This window comes from Bdellovibrionota bacterium, from assembly GCA_035292885.1.
Classification (GTDB): Bacteria; Bdellovibrionota_G; JALEGL01; order JALEGL01; family DATDPG01; genus DATDPG01.
On sequence record DATDPG010000014.1, the window covers coordinates 1 to 15,419 of the forward strand.

General features: G+C 55.9%; 20 protein-coding genes. 19 read left to right on the top strand and 1 reads right to left on the bottom strand.

The features are described from left to right. Nucleotides 1-247 precede the first annotated feature (247 nt). From VI895_00620 to VI895_00660, 9 genes are all read left to right on the top strand, one after another. Nucleotides 248-481: a type II toxin-antitoxin system Phd/YefM family antitoxin gene (locus VI895_00620; protein HLG18301.1), complete on the top strand. Its 234-nt coding sequence runs from the start codon at nucleotides 248-250 to the stop codon at nucleotides 479-481. Then, complete coding sequence (locus VI895_00625) at nucleotides 460-855, top strand: type II toxin-antitoxin system VapC family toxin (protein HLG18302.1); 396 nt, start codon at nucleotides 460-462, stop codon at nucleotides 853-855. The genes VI895_00620 and VI895_00625 overlap by 22 nt, the downstream gene beginning before the upstream one ends. A 133-nt stretch (nucleotides 856-988) precedes the next feature. Next, the gene (ffh, locus tag VI895_00630; GenBank protein HLG18303.1) at nucleotides 989-2,329 is read left to right on the top strand and encodes a signal recognition particle protein; all 1,341 of its coding nucleotides are present in this window, start codon (nucleotides 989-991) and stop codon (nucleotides 2,327-2,329) included. A 19-nt stretch (nucleotides 2,330-2,348) separates the two neighbouring features. Beyond that, nucleotides 2,349-2,606, top strand: a complete 258-nt coding sequence (gene rpsP, locus VI895_00635; GenBank protein HLG18304.1) for a 30S ribosomal protein S16 — start codon at nucleotides 2,349-2,351, stop codon at nucleotides 2,604-2,606. Nucleotides 2,607-2,626: 20 nt separating this feature from the next. Then, on the top strand, nucleotides 2,627-2,860 hold the full coding sequence (locus VI895_00640; protein HLG18305.1) for a KH domain-containing protein: 234 nt from the start codon (nucleotides 2,627-2,629) through the stop codon (nucleotides 2,858-2,860). Beyond that, nucleotides 2,857-3,381: a ribosome maturation factor RimM gene (rimM, locus tag VI895_00645; GenBank protein HLG18306.1), complete on the top strand. Its 525-nt coding sequence runs from the start codon at nucleotides 2,857-2,859 to the stop codon at nucleotides 3,379-3,381. Before VI895_00640 ends, rimM begins: the two co-directional genes overlap by 4 nt. After that, a complete protein-coding gene (gene trmD, locus VI895_00650; GenBank protein HLG18307.1) occupies nucleotides 3,371-4,093 on the top strand; it encodes a tRNA (guanosine(37)-N1)-methyltransferase TrmD in 723 nt (240 codons plus the stop codon). Before rimM ends, trmD begins: the two co-directional genes overlap by 11 nt. 16 nt (nucleotides 4,094-4,109) lie before the next feature. Further along, nucleotides 4,110-4,550: a 50S ribosomal protein L19 gene (gene rplS / locus VI895_00655; protein ID HLG18308.1), complete on the top strand. Its 441-nt coding sequence runs from the start codon at nucleotides 4,110-4,112 to the stop codon at nucleotides 4,548-4,550. A gap of 33 nt (nucleotides 4,551-4,583) precedes the next feature. Further along, the gene (locus VI895_00660; protein HLG18309.1) at nucleotides 4,584-6,374 is read left to right on the top strand and encodes a hypothetical protein; all 1,791 of its coding nucleotides are present in this window, start codon (nucleotides 4,584-4,586) and stop codon (nucleotides 6,372-6,374) included. Here the strand turns inward: VI895_00660 and VI895_00665 are convergent. Then, nucleotides 6,313-6,948, bottom strand: coding sequence for a hypothetical protein (locus VI895_00665; GenBank protein ID HLG18310.1), 636 nt, complete (start codon nucleotides 6,946-6,948; stop codon nucleotides 6,313-6,315). The two genes, VI895_00660 and VI895_00665, sit on opposite strands and share 62 nt — an antisense overlap. Before the next feature lie 242 nt (nucleotides 6,949-7,190). Here VI895_00665 and VI895_00670 point away from each other — a divergent pair, with 242 nt between their 5' ends. The 10 genes from VI895_00670 (at nucleotide 7,191) to accB (ending at nucleotide 15,418) form a co-directional block, all read left to right on the top strand. After that, nucleotides 7,191-7,391, top strand: coding sequence for a helix-turn-helix transcriptional regulator (locus VI895_00670; GenBank protein HLG18311.1), 201 nt, complete (start codon nucleotides 7,191-7,193; stop codon nucleotides 7,389-7,391). 14 nt (nucleotides 7,392-7,405) lie between these two features. Continuing rightward, nucleotides 7,406-8,479 (top strand): type IV pilus assembly protein PilM, encoded by a 1,074-nt coding sequence (gene pilM / locus VI895_00675; protein HLG18312.1) that lies wholly within the window; start codon nucleotides 7,406-7,408, stop codon nucleotides 8,477-8,479. Beyond that, nucleotides 8,476-9,036 (top strand): PilN domain-containing protein, encoded by a 561-nt coding sequence (locus tag VI895_00680; GenBank protein ID HLG18313.1) that lies wholly within the window; start codon nucleotides 8,476-8,478, stop codon nucleotides 9,034-9,036. The genes pilM and VI895_00680 overlap by 4 nt, the downstream gene beginning before the upstream one ends. After that, complete coding sequence (pilO, locus tag VI895_00685) at nucleotides 9,036-9,608, top strand: type 4a pilus biogenesis protein PilO (protein ID HLG18314.1); 573 nt, start codon at nucleotides 9,036-9,038, stop codon at nucleotides 9,606-9,608. The genes VI895_00680 and pilO overlap by 1 nt, the downstream gene beginning before the upstream one ends. After that, entirely contained in the window at nucleotides 9,605-10,183 is a 579-nt protein-coding gene (locus tag VI895_00690; protein ID HLG18315.1) for a pilus assembly protein PilP, read from the top strand. Before pilO ends, VI895_00690 begins: the two co-directional genes overlap by 4 nt. A 20-nt stretch (nucleotides 10,184-10,203) precedes the next feature. Further along, on the top strand, nucleotides 10,204-13,251 hold the full coding sequence (gene pilQ, locus VI895_00695; protein ID HLG18316.1) for a type IV pilus secretin PilQ: 3,048 nt from the start codon (nucleotides 10,204-10,206) through the stop codon (nucleotides 13,249-13,251). A gap of 12 nt (nucleotides 13,252-13,263) precedes the next feature. Next, complete coding sequence (locus VI895_00700) at nucleotides 13,264-13,737, top strand: hypothetical protein (protein HLG18317.1); 474 nt, start codon at nucleotides 13,264-13,266, stop codon at nucleotides 13,735-13,737. A 19-nt stretch (nucleotides 13,738-13,756) separates the two neighbouring features. Beyond that, nucleotides 13,757-14,500: a tetratricopeptide repeat protein gene (locus tag VI895_00705; protein ID HLG18318.1), complete on the top strand. Its 744-nt coding sequence runs from the start codon at nucleotides 13,757-13,759 to the stop codon at nucleotides 14,498-14,500. Further along, on the top strand, nucleotides 14,497-14,856 hold the full coding sequence (locus tag VI895_00710) for a hypothetical protein (GenBank protein ID HLG18319.1): 360 nt from the start codon (nucleotides 14,497-14,499) through the stop codon (nucleotides 14,854-14,856). Before VI895_00705 ends, VI895_00710 begins: the two co-directional genes overlap by 4 nt. 76 nt (nucleotides 14,857-14,932) lie before the next feature. Continuing rightward, entirely contained in the window at nucleotides 14,933-15,418 is a 486-nt protein-coding gene (accB, locus tag VI895_00715; protein HLG18320.1) for an acetyl-CoA carboxylase biotin carboxyl carrier protein, read from the top strand. Nucleotide 15,419 lies beyond the last annotated feature (1 nt).

A 15,419-nucleotide genomic window follows, 5' to 3' on the forward strand; every position in this document is an offset into this window, starting at 1 on the left:
AAAGCCCGTGCTCTTTGTTCTCGGGTCAAAATGTCCTCAACGTACCTATTCAAGTACGCTTCCGGGCATTTTGACCCTGCGGCCTCGATCACGGGCTTTTCGCTCGGTCTCGCGACGAATCCATTTATGAGACCGGTTCTAGAATTATTATTCGATGATGCCCGAAGATTGCGTATTGCGGTCTTATATACGTACGTACGACATGATATTGACATTCGTACGTGATTTTGGGTAATCTATTGAAGACATGAAGGCTATTGCGGCTTCACAGTTGCGCCAGAATATTTACCGGCTCCTCGATCGCATATTGCAGACAGGCATTCCTTTGGAGATCGTTCGGCGGGGCAAGCGTCTTCGGATTTCCGCTTTGGAACCCCCAAGCAAGCTTGCGAGCCTTCCGAAAAGGAGAATCATCAAGGGAAACCCAGAGGATATGGTGCATCTGGATTGGTCCGGCGAGTGGAAGCCCGAACGTTCGTGATCTATCTCGATACGCACGTGATTGTGTGGCTCTATTCGGGCGAGGTGGATCGCATCCCCGCCAAGGCTCGGCACGAGATGGAAAGGAACAATCTTCTCGCCTCTCCCGTCTGCGCCCTCGAAGTTCAGTACCTGTTTGAACTGGGAAGAATCCGGGCTTCTTCACGCCAGATTCTCACCGATCTCGAAGCTCGAATCGGATTGGAGATATGCGGCTTGGCGTTTGATCGGGTGATCGCGCATGCACTCGAGGAATCGTGGACCCGCGACCCGTTTGATCGAATCATTGTTGGGCAAGCGCGCGTTCAAAACGCGGGGTTGGTTACCAAGGACGACGAGATTCACCGGCATTACCGGGGGACGGTTTGGGAGTAACTGTTTTAACCCCCCTAGATCATTGTCGGTTTTCGGGGTTTCCCGTTGACATTGCCGCTCGGCATGTACTATAAACCCGCGTTTAAACTTTGAACCCAGTGGGAGTTTTAACCATCTTTTCAGGTAGTTCCACGTGTTTGATCGATTACAAGAACGCCTTGGGCGGACATTTCGTACTCTTCGCGGTCTCGGAAAGATTCGGGAATCGAACATTTCCGAAGCTCTGGCGGAGGTCCGGGAAAGCCTTTTAGAAGCGGACGTTTCGTACCGCGTCGTTCAATCCTTCATCGATACCGTGCGTCAGCGCGCGCTCGGTACAGAGGTTTTGGACAGCGTCGAACCAGGTCAACAGTTCATCAAAATTCTTCACGATGAGCTGGTTCAAATCTTGGGCGGACAGGTCGCCGAGATCCCCCGCGTCCAGGGGAGGCCGCTCACGATTCTTATGGCCGGGCTACAAGGCTCCGGAAAAACGACGACGGCGGCCAAGATCGCAAAAATTCTCCGCGATCAGCGCGGCGAGCGGCCGTTGTTGGTACCGGCCGATACGCAACGACCCGCGGCGCGCGAACAACTGATCCAGTTGGGACAGAAAAACGGCTTGACGGTATTTGCCTCGAACGAGACGGACCCGGTCGCGATTGTTCGTGCGGCACGACGAGCCGTGGAACAGAGGGAAATCGCAGCCAATTGCTTGGTCATCGACACAGCTGGCCGGCTTCACATCGATGAGGCGTTGATGGAGGAACTAAAACTCGTGCGGGATGCGGCGAGGCCCGACAGCGTGCTTTACGTTCTGGATGCCATGGCGGGGCAAGATGCCGTTCGTAGCGCCGAGACATTCGTTCAGAAAATAGGTTTTGACGGCGTGATTGTGACGAAAATGGACGGCGACGCCCGCGGCGGCGCGGCGCTTTCCGTCCGGTGGACGACTGGAAAGCCGATTCTGTTTGTTGGGACCGGCGAGAGTGTGGAAGCAATCGAGCCGCTTCATCCGGATCGCATGGCCTCCCGCATATTGGGAATGGGCGACGTGGTTTCATTGGTGGAAAAAGCGCAGGAAGCGTTCGATCTTCACGAGGCCGACAAACTTTCCGAAAAGCTTCGGAAGAATCAGTTTACGATCGCCGATTTCGCCGAACAGCTGGAAGGGCTCAAGAAGATGGGGTCGTTCGAACAGTTGATGGAGTATTTGCCGGGCGGCGCGCAAATGAAACAGGCGCTGGCGGGTGGGGTTCCGGAAAAAGAGTTCAAAGTTTTTGAATCGATCATACGATCGATGACGCCGCGGGAGCGCACGAATCATCAGATCATCGACGGCAGCCGGCGGAAGCGGATTGCGTCGGGGAGCGGGACGTCGGTTAAGGAAGTGAATCGGTTTTTGAAACAATTTTTGGCGGCGCGAAGTGTCGCGTCGCGAATCGGGCGGCTAGGAGCGGCGGGGATTCGCCGCGGCGGCCTTTTCCCAAAATAGGCAGAGAAAGGAAGAGTCTATGGCAGTGACCATTCGATTGACGAGAACAGGAAAAAAGAAACATCCGAGCTACCGAATCGTTGTGGCGGACGAACGCCGAAAGAGGGACGGACGCGTGATTGAAGCGGTCGGATTGTACAATCCGCGTAAGGAAGGTGAAAACCTGACGCTCGACCGGGCGCGGCTCGAATATTGGGTCGGCAAGGGTGCCCGGCCCTCGGCTACGGTCGCCCGATTGATCAAACGAACTCCGGCTCCGGCGCCCGTGAAGGCGTAACCGAGTCTCGGTGAAATGCCATGTTGAAAGACTTGATCGTCTTCATCACGAAGAACCTGGTCGACCATCCCGATGACGTGAACGTCAACGAGGTGGCGGGCGAGCAAACCTCGGTTTTCGAGTTACGGGTGAATCAGGAAGATTTGGGAAAAATCATCGGAAAACAAGGACGCACGGCGCGCGCATTGCGAACGGTTCTAAGCGCCGCGGGCGTGAAAGAGAACAAACGGATCGTTCTGGAGATCATGGATTGACGTCGGACGTCTCGAAATGGGTCCCGGTCGGGAAAGTGGGGAGGGCCAAGGGCCTGCATGGAGAACTGCGTGTGGAACTCTTCAACCCCGGCTCCGAGATTCTGACACGGGTGGACGACGTTCGAATCGGCACGTCGCCGGAACGGACGGAATCGTATGTACTGGATCATGTGTCGCTTCAAGCCTCCCGAATCGTCGTGCGTTTTGAGGGTGTGGAGACTCGGAATGACGCCGAGAGGCTGACGAACCAGACAATCTTTGTCGCCCGAAGCAAGTTCCCTGCGCTAGCCGCGGGAGAGCACTATTGCGTGGATCTGATCGGTCTGCCGGTCGTGACCCCTTCCGGGAAAGTCGTGGGGACGCTTCGTGAAATTTGGCCGACCGCCTCCAACGACATTTACGTCGTCGACGCCGCCTCGGGAGAAATTCTTCTTCCGGCCACGAAGGATGTCATCGTAAAGGTCGATATGGATCACGGAAGAATCGTGGCGAATCCGCCGGAGACTTCGAATGAAGTTTGACGTCATCACGATCTTTCCGCAGATCTTCGAGTCCCTTCGAGTCAGCGAAATTTGGAAACGGGCCGAGAGTGCCGGACGGATTGAATTCGGAGTTCACGATCTTCGGGCGTACGCCGAGGACAAGCATCAGACCGTCGACGACGTTCCGTTCGGAGGAGGCCCCGGCATGGTACTCAAAATCGAACCGCTGGTTCGGGCGGTCGAAACAATCGCCGCGGTTCCGGGGCGGAAGGTGTTGTACGCCTCTCCTCAGGGGCGGATTCTGACTCAGTTCTGGGTTTCGGAACTGGCCCAAGTTCCTCAGTTGGTGGTCGTGGCCGGCCGTTACGAGGGAGTCGACGAGCGTTTTGTCGAAGGCTGGGTCGACGAGACCTTTTCGATCGGGGATTACGTTGTGGCCGGCGGAGAACTTCCGGCCATGGTTTTGTTGGAAGCCGTGGCCCGTCAGGTGCCGGGTGTCGTCGGAAGCTGGGAATCGGTCGCCACCGACTCTTTTACGTCGGGGCTTCTCAAGTATCCGCAATACACGAGGCCGGCGGAATTTCGCGGAAAAGCCGTTCCGGAAGTCTTGCGTTCGGGGAATCACCGTGAGATTGAGCGCTGGCGAAAAGCGATGGCGTTGAAACGGACCCTGGAACGAAGACCCGCGATTTTGGCCGGATCGATTTTGGAGACCATTCGGTCGCCGGAAAAAGGGAAAAATCCAGATTAGAGGTGAGGAGAGCGTTATGAATACGAGAGGGTTATTGGATGGATTACAACCGAAGAAAAAGGTTCCCGAGTTTCGAGTCGGCGACACGCTCAAAGTGCATGTCCGAATCACCGAAGGTGAAAAGGAACGTGTTCAAGTCTTCGAGGGTGTGGTGATCAAGAAGCATCGAAGCGGAGCCGGATCGAGTTTCACGGTCAGGAAGGTCTCGTACGGGGTCGGTGTGGAAAGAATTTTCCCGGTTCAAAGTTCGGCCATCGACAAGATCGAGGTCGTGCATCGGGGCGATGTGCGGCGAGCGCGACTGTTTTACCTTCGAAAAAAGCAGGGGAAAGACACCGTCATTGCCGATGCCACCCGGACCGACAAGGTAAAGGAATCGGAGAAGGCTCCGGCTCCGGAAGCCGCCGACACCTTGAAAACAGCTTCTGCTGAAGCCCAGGGCACACCTGTATTATAATCGTCGGACGGCGAGGAGGGTTCGCCGGCCATCGTGAAACTGATCGAGCTGATTCTTCAAGGAGTTCCCGGCACTCAAGGCGTTCTGCGGTATCCGTTCCAGCCCGGATTGAATCCCTGGAAGCAGAAGGGGGACCTTTTTCGTCTTGAGGCTTTGGTCGACGTCGTCGCGAGTCTTTTCTATCCGTCCCAAAACCAGAGCACGCCGTTGGGGCCCGGAAAGGCTCAGCGCGCCGGTATTACGTTTGAGGCGCGGGGAACGACCTACCGCCTTACCCGCGACTACGTCAGCAAAACCTTGAACCTCGCCCAGTTGGACCAGGGTACAAAAGATCACTTCACGGAAATCTCCAAAGATCCGCATTTTATTCTGGCCACGCTGGCCCGTGCGGCGCAAATCCCATCACAGCGCGTATTTCGTTCGCTCTTGGTCGCCAGGCATGGAGCGTCGTCGTCGGAGGAGCAGCAAAAGTGGCAATCGGCAGAACGTCACCTGGCCAAGGAACGGGCCTTCGAGGCGCCCGATCCGCAAGCTCGGTTGGCCGAATTGCGGGCCGAACAGGGCCAAATTCGCACGATTCACGAACGGGAAGCGAAGATCGACGAACTTCAGGCGCTCGTTTTTCAAATCGAAGATCAACTCCGTCGGTTTGAAGAACCCACTGCACACTTGAAAAAGATAATGGAGGAGTACGAAGCATACGCGGTCTTTGATGCGCCGGGGGTGCTCACGCCACAAGTGATTCAGAAACTGGACCGGTACGCGAAAGTTCAGGAGCAACGGGGGACCGATCTTCAAACGCTCGAAGAAAAATCGAAAGAGTGGACGGAACAATTGAATGGTACGCCGAACCGCCCGCCCTGGAACGAGCCGGTAGCTATTGGAGGCGTGGTGGCTGCATTGATTGCTTTCATCGGAGCCACGTTTTTTCGACCTTGGCTCTGGCCCCTCTTGGCGGTGTTTGTTCTCGGTCTAGGTGCCATGTCGTGGGGGCTCTGGGAAGGCTTGCGCCGAAAGGAAAAGATTCGTTCTCTGATGCAGCAAATTCGCGGCCTGGACGCTGAAAAAGCCGGCATCGACAAGCGATTTGAAATCGAGACGGGGCCGGTGCGGAAACTTCTGGAGACGGTTCGGATTAAAGACGCACATGACGTTTCGGACATGCTAATGCGGCGGAAGGAATTGCAGATGCAACGAAAAGCGGTGGAAGTGGAACTTGCCGCCGCAGAGACAACCACGCCGCGGGAAAAACTGATGGAAGAAAAAGACAAGCATCTTAAAGAGATCGCGGCTATCCAGGCGACGTTGCAAAATTTGCCACCCGCGTCCGTCGATCCGAACGCTTTGGAAAAAGAGATTCGAGACCTGGAGGCCACGCTCGCTTCCGATACCGTTCCGCCGCAATATGAGCAACCGTCGACCCCCGCTTCGGATGACGTGAATCGTCTCGTTGTTCTCGCGGCGGAACTTTTCGATTGCCCGGTCGCCGGGCTCCTTCGCCGTGTGCAACAGGGAGTTGCGGCGAATCTGACGATTCTCACCGACAAGCGGTTTGCCGGGATCGAAGTCGCCCATGGAAAACTCACGGCGTTTCAGACGTCGGACGGAAAATTGGTCGCTTGGCCCGCGGTGGATCCATCCGCGAAAGCCGCGCTTCTCTTCGCCGTACAGTTCACACTTTGGCAGCTCTTAGCCGCTGAACGGCCGCTGCCGCTCTTTCTCGATTTGATTTCAGGCCGTCAACACGAAAAGCTTTGCGCGCTCAGTCTTCGGGCGGCCCAGCACGTGGCGAGGCAGACACAGGTGGTTGTTCTGTCTGCGTGATTTTTCGCAGGCGCTCCGTCCCCTGGCTGGTTTTTCCGGCGGAGATATCGCGTAACGCCAATTCAATCTCTTGCCGTTGAGTACCGAGGGTCTCGATCACGGCGTTTAAGTGGGTCGCAAAATGCGTCAACAGATCGTGCCGTCTCAAGCGCACCTGGCCCGGGACTTCCCCTCGTGCAATCTGCTGAAGCTTGTTGGACATGGCGTAGAGAGGGCCCGCGATGCGGTGACTGAAAAATAGCCCCAAGAGCGGGAACATGACCATTTCGAAAAGTCCGACGAAGACGATCGTGTTGAGATAGAGGCGGTAGTTATCTTGGAAAACGTCTTCCGTCAGGGCGTAATCCGGAATCCGGATGGCCAACCGCATGAACGATTCTTGCGAATAGAAATAAATCAGGATCGTGAAATAGAGGGCGTTCACGCCGCAGACGAGAAGAATCAGAAGGGCGAAATTGAACTGCAGCTTCTTGTCGAGAAAAAGGTAATTGCGGAGTTTACGCCTTCGAAGACGCTGCCAGAAGCCCCACTCCCCGGACGGCGCGTCTTCAACTGCCGGACTGGGTTCGTTCATCCTAGATAACCTCAACTGATTGCCGGGAATTGGTCAAGTGATTGGTATTTCTCTTTTTCTCGCTTTTGCCGCAATGCATAATTAAGCAAAGTTATCATTAATTGACATATAAGTATAACCAATTTACTTGACGTTCGCATATCATTTCAGATAACCTACACATCGCCGACCTGTTAATTTGATCCCAGAATGCCTGTGTGGGTGGTCCGGAGCGCGGCAAGAATCGCGTACCGAGGAGAGTTGTGCCCAGCAAGAATTCAAATAACGTTCGTAAATTTCGAGAACAGCTTCTCATGAGTAAAGCTGAACTCGCCAAAGCTGCCGGTCTCTCCGTACTGACGGTGGATCGGGTGGAGGGCGGTAAGTTGTGCCGAATGGCGACCAAACGAAAAATCATCAAGGCGTTGGGTTTAACCTTGGCCGAGAAAGATAAGGTATTCTGAGCGTAGGGGGATAAGTGTTCAGCCGAAACAAAAGTCTCGTCGGGCTCGATATCGGTTCTAGCGCCGTCAAGTTGGTGGAGCTCAAGCAGACGAAAAAAGGATTGGAACTTCTCCATTTCAAGATGGTTCCGCTTCCGCCGGAAGCGATTGTGGACGGCGCCATTATGAACTCCAATGCCGTCGTGGACGCGATCACCGAACTGATCGGCCAGGAAAAGCTTAAAAGAAAAGACGTGGCGATTTCCGTCAGCGGCCACTCGGTGATCGTAAAGAAGATCAAATTGCCCCAAATGACCGAACAGGAATTGGAGGAGTCGATTCAGTGGGAAGCGGAGCAGTACATTCCGTTCGATATCACCGACGTGAACCTGGATGTTCAGATCCTGGGAAACGACGAGCAGGATGTCGGACAGATGGAAGTGTTGCTGGTGGCCGCGAAGAAAGACATGATTAACGACCATACGGCCGTGGTAATGGAGGCTGGTTTGCAGCCGCTCGTCCTGGATGTGGATGCGTTTTGCATCGAGAATATGTTCGAAGCGAACTACGGAGCTCCACAGGAAACGGTCGTTCTGGCGGATATCGGCGCGAGTTTGATCAATATCAACATTCTTCGAAACGGGATCTCGACGTTCACGCGCGACATCTCCATGGGGGGCAATCAATTCACGGAAGAAATTCAGAAGCAACTCAACGTGAGCCGGGAAGAGGCTGAGTCGTTGAAGTTGGGCGGTGAGTTGGGCGGTCCGACCGAGACGACGGAGGCCGTTATTCCTCAGGAGGTCGGGGGAATTATTCGTTCGGTGTCGGAAACGATGGCCGCGGAAATTCAGCGGTCCCTCGACTTTTTCGCCGCGACGGCGGCGGATGACAAGATCGCAAAGATTTATTTGACCGGCGGAAGTTCGAAGGTGCCCGGTCTCCCCGCGATTATCGAACAGAAGGTGGGAATTCCGGTCGAGATCGCCAACCCGTTCCACGCCGTTCAGATCAACGAGAAGAATTTTAATGTGGAGCACATCACGGATGTGGCTCCGGCGGCGGCGGTCGCGGTGGGGTTAGCCCTACGGCGAGTGGGGGACAAATGATTCGCATAAACCTGCTCCCCACGAAAGCCGCACGGCGCAAGGAGAGCGTGATCGTACAACTGTCCATCGGCGCGGTCGCGATCGCGCTCGCCCTTATGGCGTGTTGGTGGATCAACGCTTCGGAAGAACGGAAAATCGCCGCGAAACAGGCCGAAATCGACGATTTGAACAACAAGATCAAACAGCTCCAGGCTATTATCGTGAAAGTCGACAACTTCAAGACGGCCAAGGCGAATCTCAATCAGAAAATCAATACGATCAAGGATCTGAACGACAAGCGATCGGGCCCGGTGAAAATGCTGGAAGAGTTTACGTACGTCATTCCCCGCAAAGCCTGGGTCACGGGTTTTCGGGAGGTGGAAAAACAGCTCACCCTTGAAGGCGTGGCGGTCGATGGACCCACGGTCGCGGATTTCATTGATAACCTCAGGGGTTCGAAGTTTTTCTACAACGTTCAGCTGATTCAAGTGCAGCAGGTCGACGAAGCGGGCAAGAAGGTCCAACGGTTCAATATCAATTGCCGCGTGAATTACGTCCCCACGGGTGGGAAGGCGTAATGCAGCAGTTTCTCGATCAATTCGCGAAACTCCCGCTGGTTGCGAAACTGATCACGCTGGTGGTGATTTTGGTGGTCATCGTAGCCGTGGAATACCAAGTGTTCCTCGTCCCCAAGAAGGAAGCGTACAACGCCTTGGAAGCGAAGGCCCGGGATCTACAGGTAAAGCTCCTTGAAAACGAGGCGATCGCCGCCAATCTTCCCAAGTTCCAGGAGGAAGTGAACATTCTCAACGAACAGCTAAAACAGGCTGTGGCCCTTCTTCCGAACGAGGCGAACATCCACGCGATTCTCAGGCAGCTCTCGATTCTTTCGAAGAAGACCAATATCGAGTTAAATTACTTTCGACCGGGAGGAGAGGCCAGCCGCGGATTCTACAGCGAGATTCCGATGGACCTCAAGCTCTCGGGAACCTATCATGACCTGGCTACGTACTTGGATCAGATCGGCAAGCTGAGCCGCATCATCAACATTTCAAATATCGTGTTTTCGGGCATTCGCCAGGCGGGCAATACGGTCGAGCTTGACCTGGACTGCCGGGCGACGACGTTCATGTTCCGAGGTGGCCGATGAAATTTCGCTGTCGAGGACTCTCCACTCTGACCGCGGCAATCGTCGGACTGAACCTGGCCGGTTGCGGTGAGCCGGAAATTCAGAGAAAACGGAGCGGCCCGGCGACACCCCCTCCCGTGACGGCCGCGCCGGGGGCGCCTGCGCCTGCGGAGAAGACGGAAGTTCCTTCTATCTTTGGGAAGGCGGGAGAAGAATACACGTACAATCCGGTCGGCAGACGGGATCCGTTCAAGGCCTACGCCGGGGAGTTGGTGCAAGACATTACGTTACCGACTTCGCCGCTGGAACGTTACGGTTTGGAACAGTTGAAATTAACCGCCATCATTTGGGGACTAGCCAGTCCCCGCGCTTTGGTCCAAGCTCCGGATGGACAGAGTTACATTGTTCGGAGAGACATGCGGGTGGGGACCCATCGAGGCCGAATCTCTCGGATTACACGCCGAGAAATCTTCGTCGAGGAAGAATACCGGGACCCGACCGGAAAGCTGGTTGTCCGGGAGTCGTTATTGGAGATTCGCCCGAAAGGTGAAAGTGAAAAGGAACGATTGCAGTTGCAGCTAGAGGGACAGCGATGAACAGGGAAGGAAGGAAAAAGATGTCGAACCACGTGCTGCGTTTCATAGGCGCGTCGATCTGCTTACTCGTGTGGACGGGATGCGCGTCCAAACCGGCGCCCACAACTCCGGCAGAACTTACTGCGGGCACCGCACAGAAAAATCAACTGTCCTCCATTCAAGTCGAAGATCGCGGTCAAACGGCGGCGGTGGTCATTTCCGGCTCCCAGCCCGTATCCCCCAACATTTTTAAACTGACGGATCCCGACCGAATCATCGTGGATTTAACCGATACGACTCTCGGCTCGGTGCAGGGGCCGATCGACGTCAAGAACGGCGGGATTCAGCAGATCAGCGTGAGCCAATTCGACGATGCGAACAGTTCCTTAAGCCGCATTGTGGTTAATCTCGATCAAGCGGCCGAATATCAGGTCAGCGCGGAGGGGAACAAACTCACCGTCAGCATTCAAAAATCCGGGGGGAGCGCCTCGGCAACAGCGGAAGCTGGCTTGCCCGTTGTCCCGGAGACGGGAACTTCGGCGGAAACACAGCCCGTGGCAGAAGCTCCGGCTCCGCTTGAAGCCTTGCCGGCCCTGGAGGCCACTCCGACGCCCGAGGAACCGACTCCAGTGGCTGAGGTGGCAGCTCCGCCTCCCGCAGCCGAGACGGTTGCGACGAAATTGCTCGATGTTCAATATGCCTCGAGCGGCAGCGGAACGACGGTCACATTGGTGGGAGACGGATCGATCGCCGACTACGAAGATCGTGTACTGACGAATCCTTCGCGGATCGTAGTCGATCTCAGGGGTTTAAAGAACGCCTACCAAGGGGGAAAAACGATTACGCTCGGGACCCCCGAAGTGAAGCAGCTGAGACTGGGGCCCACCAAAGGCAAGGTCCGTTTGGTGGTCGATGTGGGTGGAACCGGCAAACCGGCATACACGATCGACCGTTCCGGGAATTCATTGGTTATGAATGTGGCCACGGCGGCGGCCGAAGCGCCGTCACCGACAGCCGAGTCCGCACCCGAAGCGGCTCCAGCGACGGAAGGCGTTCCCTCCGTGGAAGCGGCCGCGCCTGAGACTCCGGCCGCCGAAACGGCCGCGCCTTCGATGGAGGCCGCTCCTGTTCCTTCGGCGCCGATGAAGCCGGTGATGATCACCGGCCTTGGGTTCAAGCAAATGAAGGAAGAAAGAAAATCTCGTCTGATCATCGGGCTCAGCGAGCCGACCTCGGACTATTCGACGCGCGAGGAAGGGCCGGGGACCATCGTTCTTGAGGTCCAGAACGCCCGGCTCCAAAAATCCATTTTGAAGAGAGAGTTCAATACTTCGGAGTTTCAGACGGCGATCATGAGTATCTCGCCCAAGGAAAACCGAAAGACCAAAGTGGCGACACTGACGATTGCGTTGGAACAGCAGGTCCCGTACCGCGTGAGCCAAGAGGGGAATAGCCTCTTCGTGGACGTCGATATTCCCGATCAGATTCTCCGCAAGCAGACCCCCACTGTGGCGAAATCCGAATCGGCCGCCCCGCCTCCGCCGCCGGCGGACGAAACGAATACCGAGGCGCCTTCGGCAGCACCGGAAACGGAGGGTGAGGCAACCGGTGCGGGCGCTGTGGATGTTGCCGGTTTTCGGAAAGAAAAAATGCTCGGCTCGGAAGAAGTAACGCCGATTCAGGAGCAAAAGGACCTCCGGCCGAAGAATTACCGTTACGTGAAAGAAGAATTTCTGAGTGATTCGACCTCTTCGGGTGAACCTCTCAGTTCCATGGGGCAGATCTTGGCGGGAGAATTTGCCGGGAAAAAGTTCACCGGCCGCAAGATCTCGCTCGATTTCAAAGACGCGGAGATCCGAAGCATCTTCCGCCTGCTGGCCGATATTTCCAAACTGAACATGATTATTTCGGACGAAGTGGGCGGGCGCGTCACCGTTCGCCTCGACAACGTGCCGTGGGATCAGGCGTTCGCCATTATTCTGCAGACCAAGGGTTTGTGGTTCGAAAAATACGGCAACATCGTTCGGATCGCCCCGGCTGATAAGTTGCGCCAGGAGCGCGAGTTGGCCGCCGCCGCGGCCCGTGCGTCCCAAGCTTCAAAGCCGTTGGACGTACTTTTCAAACCGGTCAGTTACGCGCAGGCCGGCGAACTCACACGCCAGGTGAAAAGTGTTCTGAGCGATCGTGGCATGATCGATATCGACAGCCGGACCAATACGCTCATCATCAAGGACATTCGAGAGAATCTGGAAAAGGCGAAGCGGATGGTGGAAGTTCTCGATACGCAGACCCCGCAGGTTTCGATCGAGGCGCGAATCGTCGAGGCGAATACGAACTACACGCGTTCCTTCGGTATTATCTGGGGCGGCCAGGCGCGATTCACGGCCGCCACGGGGAATCCGTCCGGCGTGTTTTTCCCGAATTCCGCGAATTTGGTCGGCGGTGCCAACGGACTTGGAACCAGCTTCTCCGGACTTCCGGTCGCCCTCAACTACCCATCGCCCCTCGGTGTAAATTCCGGTATCGGGATCCGCTTCGGCAGCATCAACAACATTCTCGATCTCGATCTCGCGCTGGGTGTTTTGGAAACACAAGGCCAGGCCAAGCTGATATCGAGCCCGAAGATCACCGTGCTCGACAATAAATCGGCCAACATTCAGGCGGGTTCAAAAATTCCGTTCCTGACGCAGACGGCGAATGCCGGCTCCAACGTGCGGTTCGAAAGCGCCACGACCTCATTACAGGTCACGCCGCACATTACCAACGACGGGTCCGTTCTGCTGACGATCAACGCCACGCGAAACGAACCGAACTTCGCTCAGTTGGTTCAAGGGAACCCGTTGGTCGATCAACGCTCGGCCAATACCGAGGTGTTGGTTAAGAGCGGAAACACGACGGTCTTGGGGGGAATCTACTCCATCCGAACCGGCGGTACGCAGGATGACTTGCCGGGTCTGTCCAAGATTCCGATCATCGGATGGTTGTTTAAGAACTATGCGAAAGAGCTTCGAAGAACCGAGCTCCTGATTTTTGTGACGCCTCGAATCGTGGGCGACGAACGGGAAGCGGTTCGGGACATCCGCGGGTAGGAGGGAGATACAATGACGGCTACGTTGCAAAAGACAGGTTTGGTTGGGGTTCTTCTGGCGGCTATGTTGCCTGCATTGTCATGCAACCAGGCAGCGGAGGGGTTTAACGCGGAATCGGGGTCATCGATCTCTATGGGTACGCCGGCCAGCGCTACGACCAGTGAGGATGTGTACTATTTGATTACGTTCAGCGTGACGAACTCCTTGGGGCAACCGGCGAATGGGATTCAGGTCCAGACATTTTGCCAGTTTTGCGAATTTTTCGACCGGGCGCCGGGGGAAGATATAACGATCTGCGATCCCGCCCGTCTTCAAGCCGTTTCACAGCCGGCGGTGTTCAAGACGGGCGACCGAGGCAGTTATCAGCTGTGTGTTTTGGAGCCTGCTCCGGCAAACGTGGGTTTATCCTCATACACGGACCACATCACCGCCGATATCGGCGTTCAGCAAACGTCGGTATCGGTAACGCTCACCCAGCAGAAATAAACATGATAAGGTGGGCCGCGTGAGCGAGGCGGTTCAAGCCGAGATTAAGAAGTACAGCGAGCAACTTGCCGCCGATCCAAAGTCCCGTTCGTTTGTTCCCCTCTCGGACGCCTATCGAAGATTAGGTCAGTACGACGAAGCCATCGCCGTGGCGCGCGAAGGCGTCGGCCATCACCCCCATTACCTTTCGGGCAAGATGGCCTTGGCCCGGGCGTTGTTTGAAAACGGAGAACTTGACGAGTCTCAAAGTCTTCTGGAGGCGGTGCTCCACGTTTCCCCCGACAACGTCCTGGCGAATCGGATTCTTTCGTCACTCTATCTCCAAAAAGGACTGCCGGAGCGCGCCGCACCGGTTCTCAAACAGCTCCTCAAGTTGGATCCGAATGATACGCGTGCCGCCCAGCAACTCGAAGCCATAGCGAAAACGACACCGTCTCCGCCTGCGCCCGAGACACATATCCCTGTTGAAGCGGCTGTGGCGGTCGGTCCCGGGCCTGGCGCAGCCTCGTCGGCTTCGGAATTGAGGACCGCGACGCTGGCGGAGCTGTATCGAAAACAGGGACATATCGATCAAGCGCTTGAGATTTATCGCGATGTCTCCCACGGGGACCCGGGGAATCCCGAGTGGAAAAACAAAATCGAGGAATTGGAGCAAAACCTTTCCGCCCGCTCCTCCGCGGGAGGCGATATCCGAAGGGACCGTATTTCGACGTTACGGGACCTGTTGAAACGTATCCAAGAACGAAAGCGGAGGGCGGCATGAATTTCGAGGAAGGATTGAAGTCGATGTTAAGAGATGTCGATGGTTCCCAGGCCGCGGTGCTGATGGGCTTTGACGGAATTCCGGTCGCCGAATCAAAAACCGACGGCGCCGAAGGTGTGTCGCAAGACATTTTGGTGGAATACAGTCGCCTGCTTCTCGACATGATCAAGATCGGCCAAAGTTCGAACTTGGGGCCCGTATCCGAACTGACGGTGGCGATGGGGACGCGGAGGCTGTTATTCCGTGTCGTTTCCGAAAACTATTTTGTCGTTCTGGCCACTTCTTCGGAGGCGAATCTCGGCAAGAGCCGCTACATCTTACGAAGAACAGCACCTATCATCGAAGCGGCACTCTAAGACAACGAAACTATTAGTAAATTCCCCTTAATTGGCGGTGGACAAAACCCTTCTCAGTCGTTAGAAAGACACCCCTGTGAATTTGAGGGAACTCAAAGAGATCTTCCGGATGGTCGAGAAAACCGATTTCTCGCAAGTGGAAATCGTTCACGGGGAAACCCGCGTTCGAATCGAGCGGGGACCCTCCCACCCGGTCGTGGCGCCGGTCCACTTCGCTCCGCCCACGGCCGCTCCCCACGTTCCAGTCCCCCTCCCTCCGACTCCGGCCGGCGTGACTTCCGTCCCCGAAACGAAAACCCCGGCCGCCGAAAAGAAGAGCAATCAAGAAATGGTGACCTCACCCTTCGTGGGAACGTTCTATCGATCTCCGTCGCCGGACGCCGATCCCTATGTCACCGTCGGACAGGTGGTGAAAAAGGGGGAAATTCTCTGCATCATCGAAGCGATGAAGCTGATGAACGAAATCGAATCCGATTTTGACGGGAAGGTCGTGGCGATCTATCCCGAAAACGGCCAGCCCGTGGAATTCGGGGAGAAGCTTTTTCTGATCGAAGTCACCTGAG

Coding starts and splice junctions, on each gene's coding strand:
- rplS (HLG18308.1), top strand. CDS start 4,110: ATGAATACGAGAGGGTTATTGGATGGATTACAACCGAAGAAAAAGGTT.
- VI895_00640 (HLG18305.1), top strand. CDS start 2,627: ATGTTGAAAGACTTGATCGTCTTCATCACGAAGAACCTGGTCGACCAT.
- VI895_00680 (HLG18313.1), top strand. CDS start 8,476: ATGATTCGCATAAACCTGCTCCCCACGAAAGCCGCACGGCGCAAGGAG.
- trmD (HLG18307.1), top strand. CDS start 3,371: ATGAAGTTTGACGTCATCACGATCTTTCCGCAGATCTTCGAGTCCCTT.
- pilO (HLG18314.1), top strand. CDS start 9,036: ATGCAGCAGTTTCTCGATCAATTCGCGAAACTCCCGCTGGTTGCGAAA.
- VI895_00700 (HLG18317.1), top strand. CDS start 13,264: ATGACGGCTACGTTGCAAAAGACAGGTTTGGTTGGGGTTCTTCTGGCG.
- VI895_00665 (HLG18310.1), bottom strand. CDS start 6,948: ATGAACGAACCCAGTCCGGCAGTTGAAGACGCGCCGTCCGGGGAGTGG.
- VI895_00620 (HLG18301.1), top strand. CDS start 248: ATGAAGGCTATTGCGGCTTCACAGTTGCGCCAGAATATTTACCGGCTC.
- VI895_00690 (HLG18315.1), top strand. CDS start 9,605: ATGAAATTTCGCTGTCGAGGACTCTCCACTCTGACCGCGGCAATCGTC.
- rpsP (HLG18304.1), top strand. CDS start 2,349: ATGGCAGTGACCATTCGATTGACGAGAACAGGAAAAAAGAAACATCCG.
- pilQ (HLG18316.1), top strand. CDS start 10,204: ATGTCGAACCACGTGCTGCGTTTCATAGGCGCGTCGATCTGCTTACTC.
- VI895_00710 (HLG18319.1), top strand. CDS start 14,497: ATGAATTTCGAGGAAGGATTGAAGTCGATGTTAAGAGATGTCGATGGT.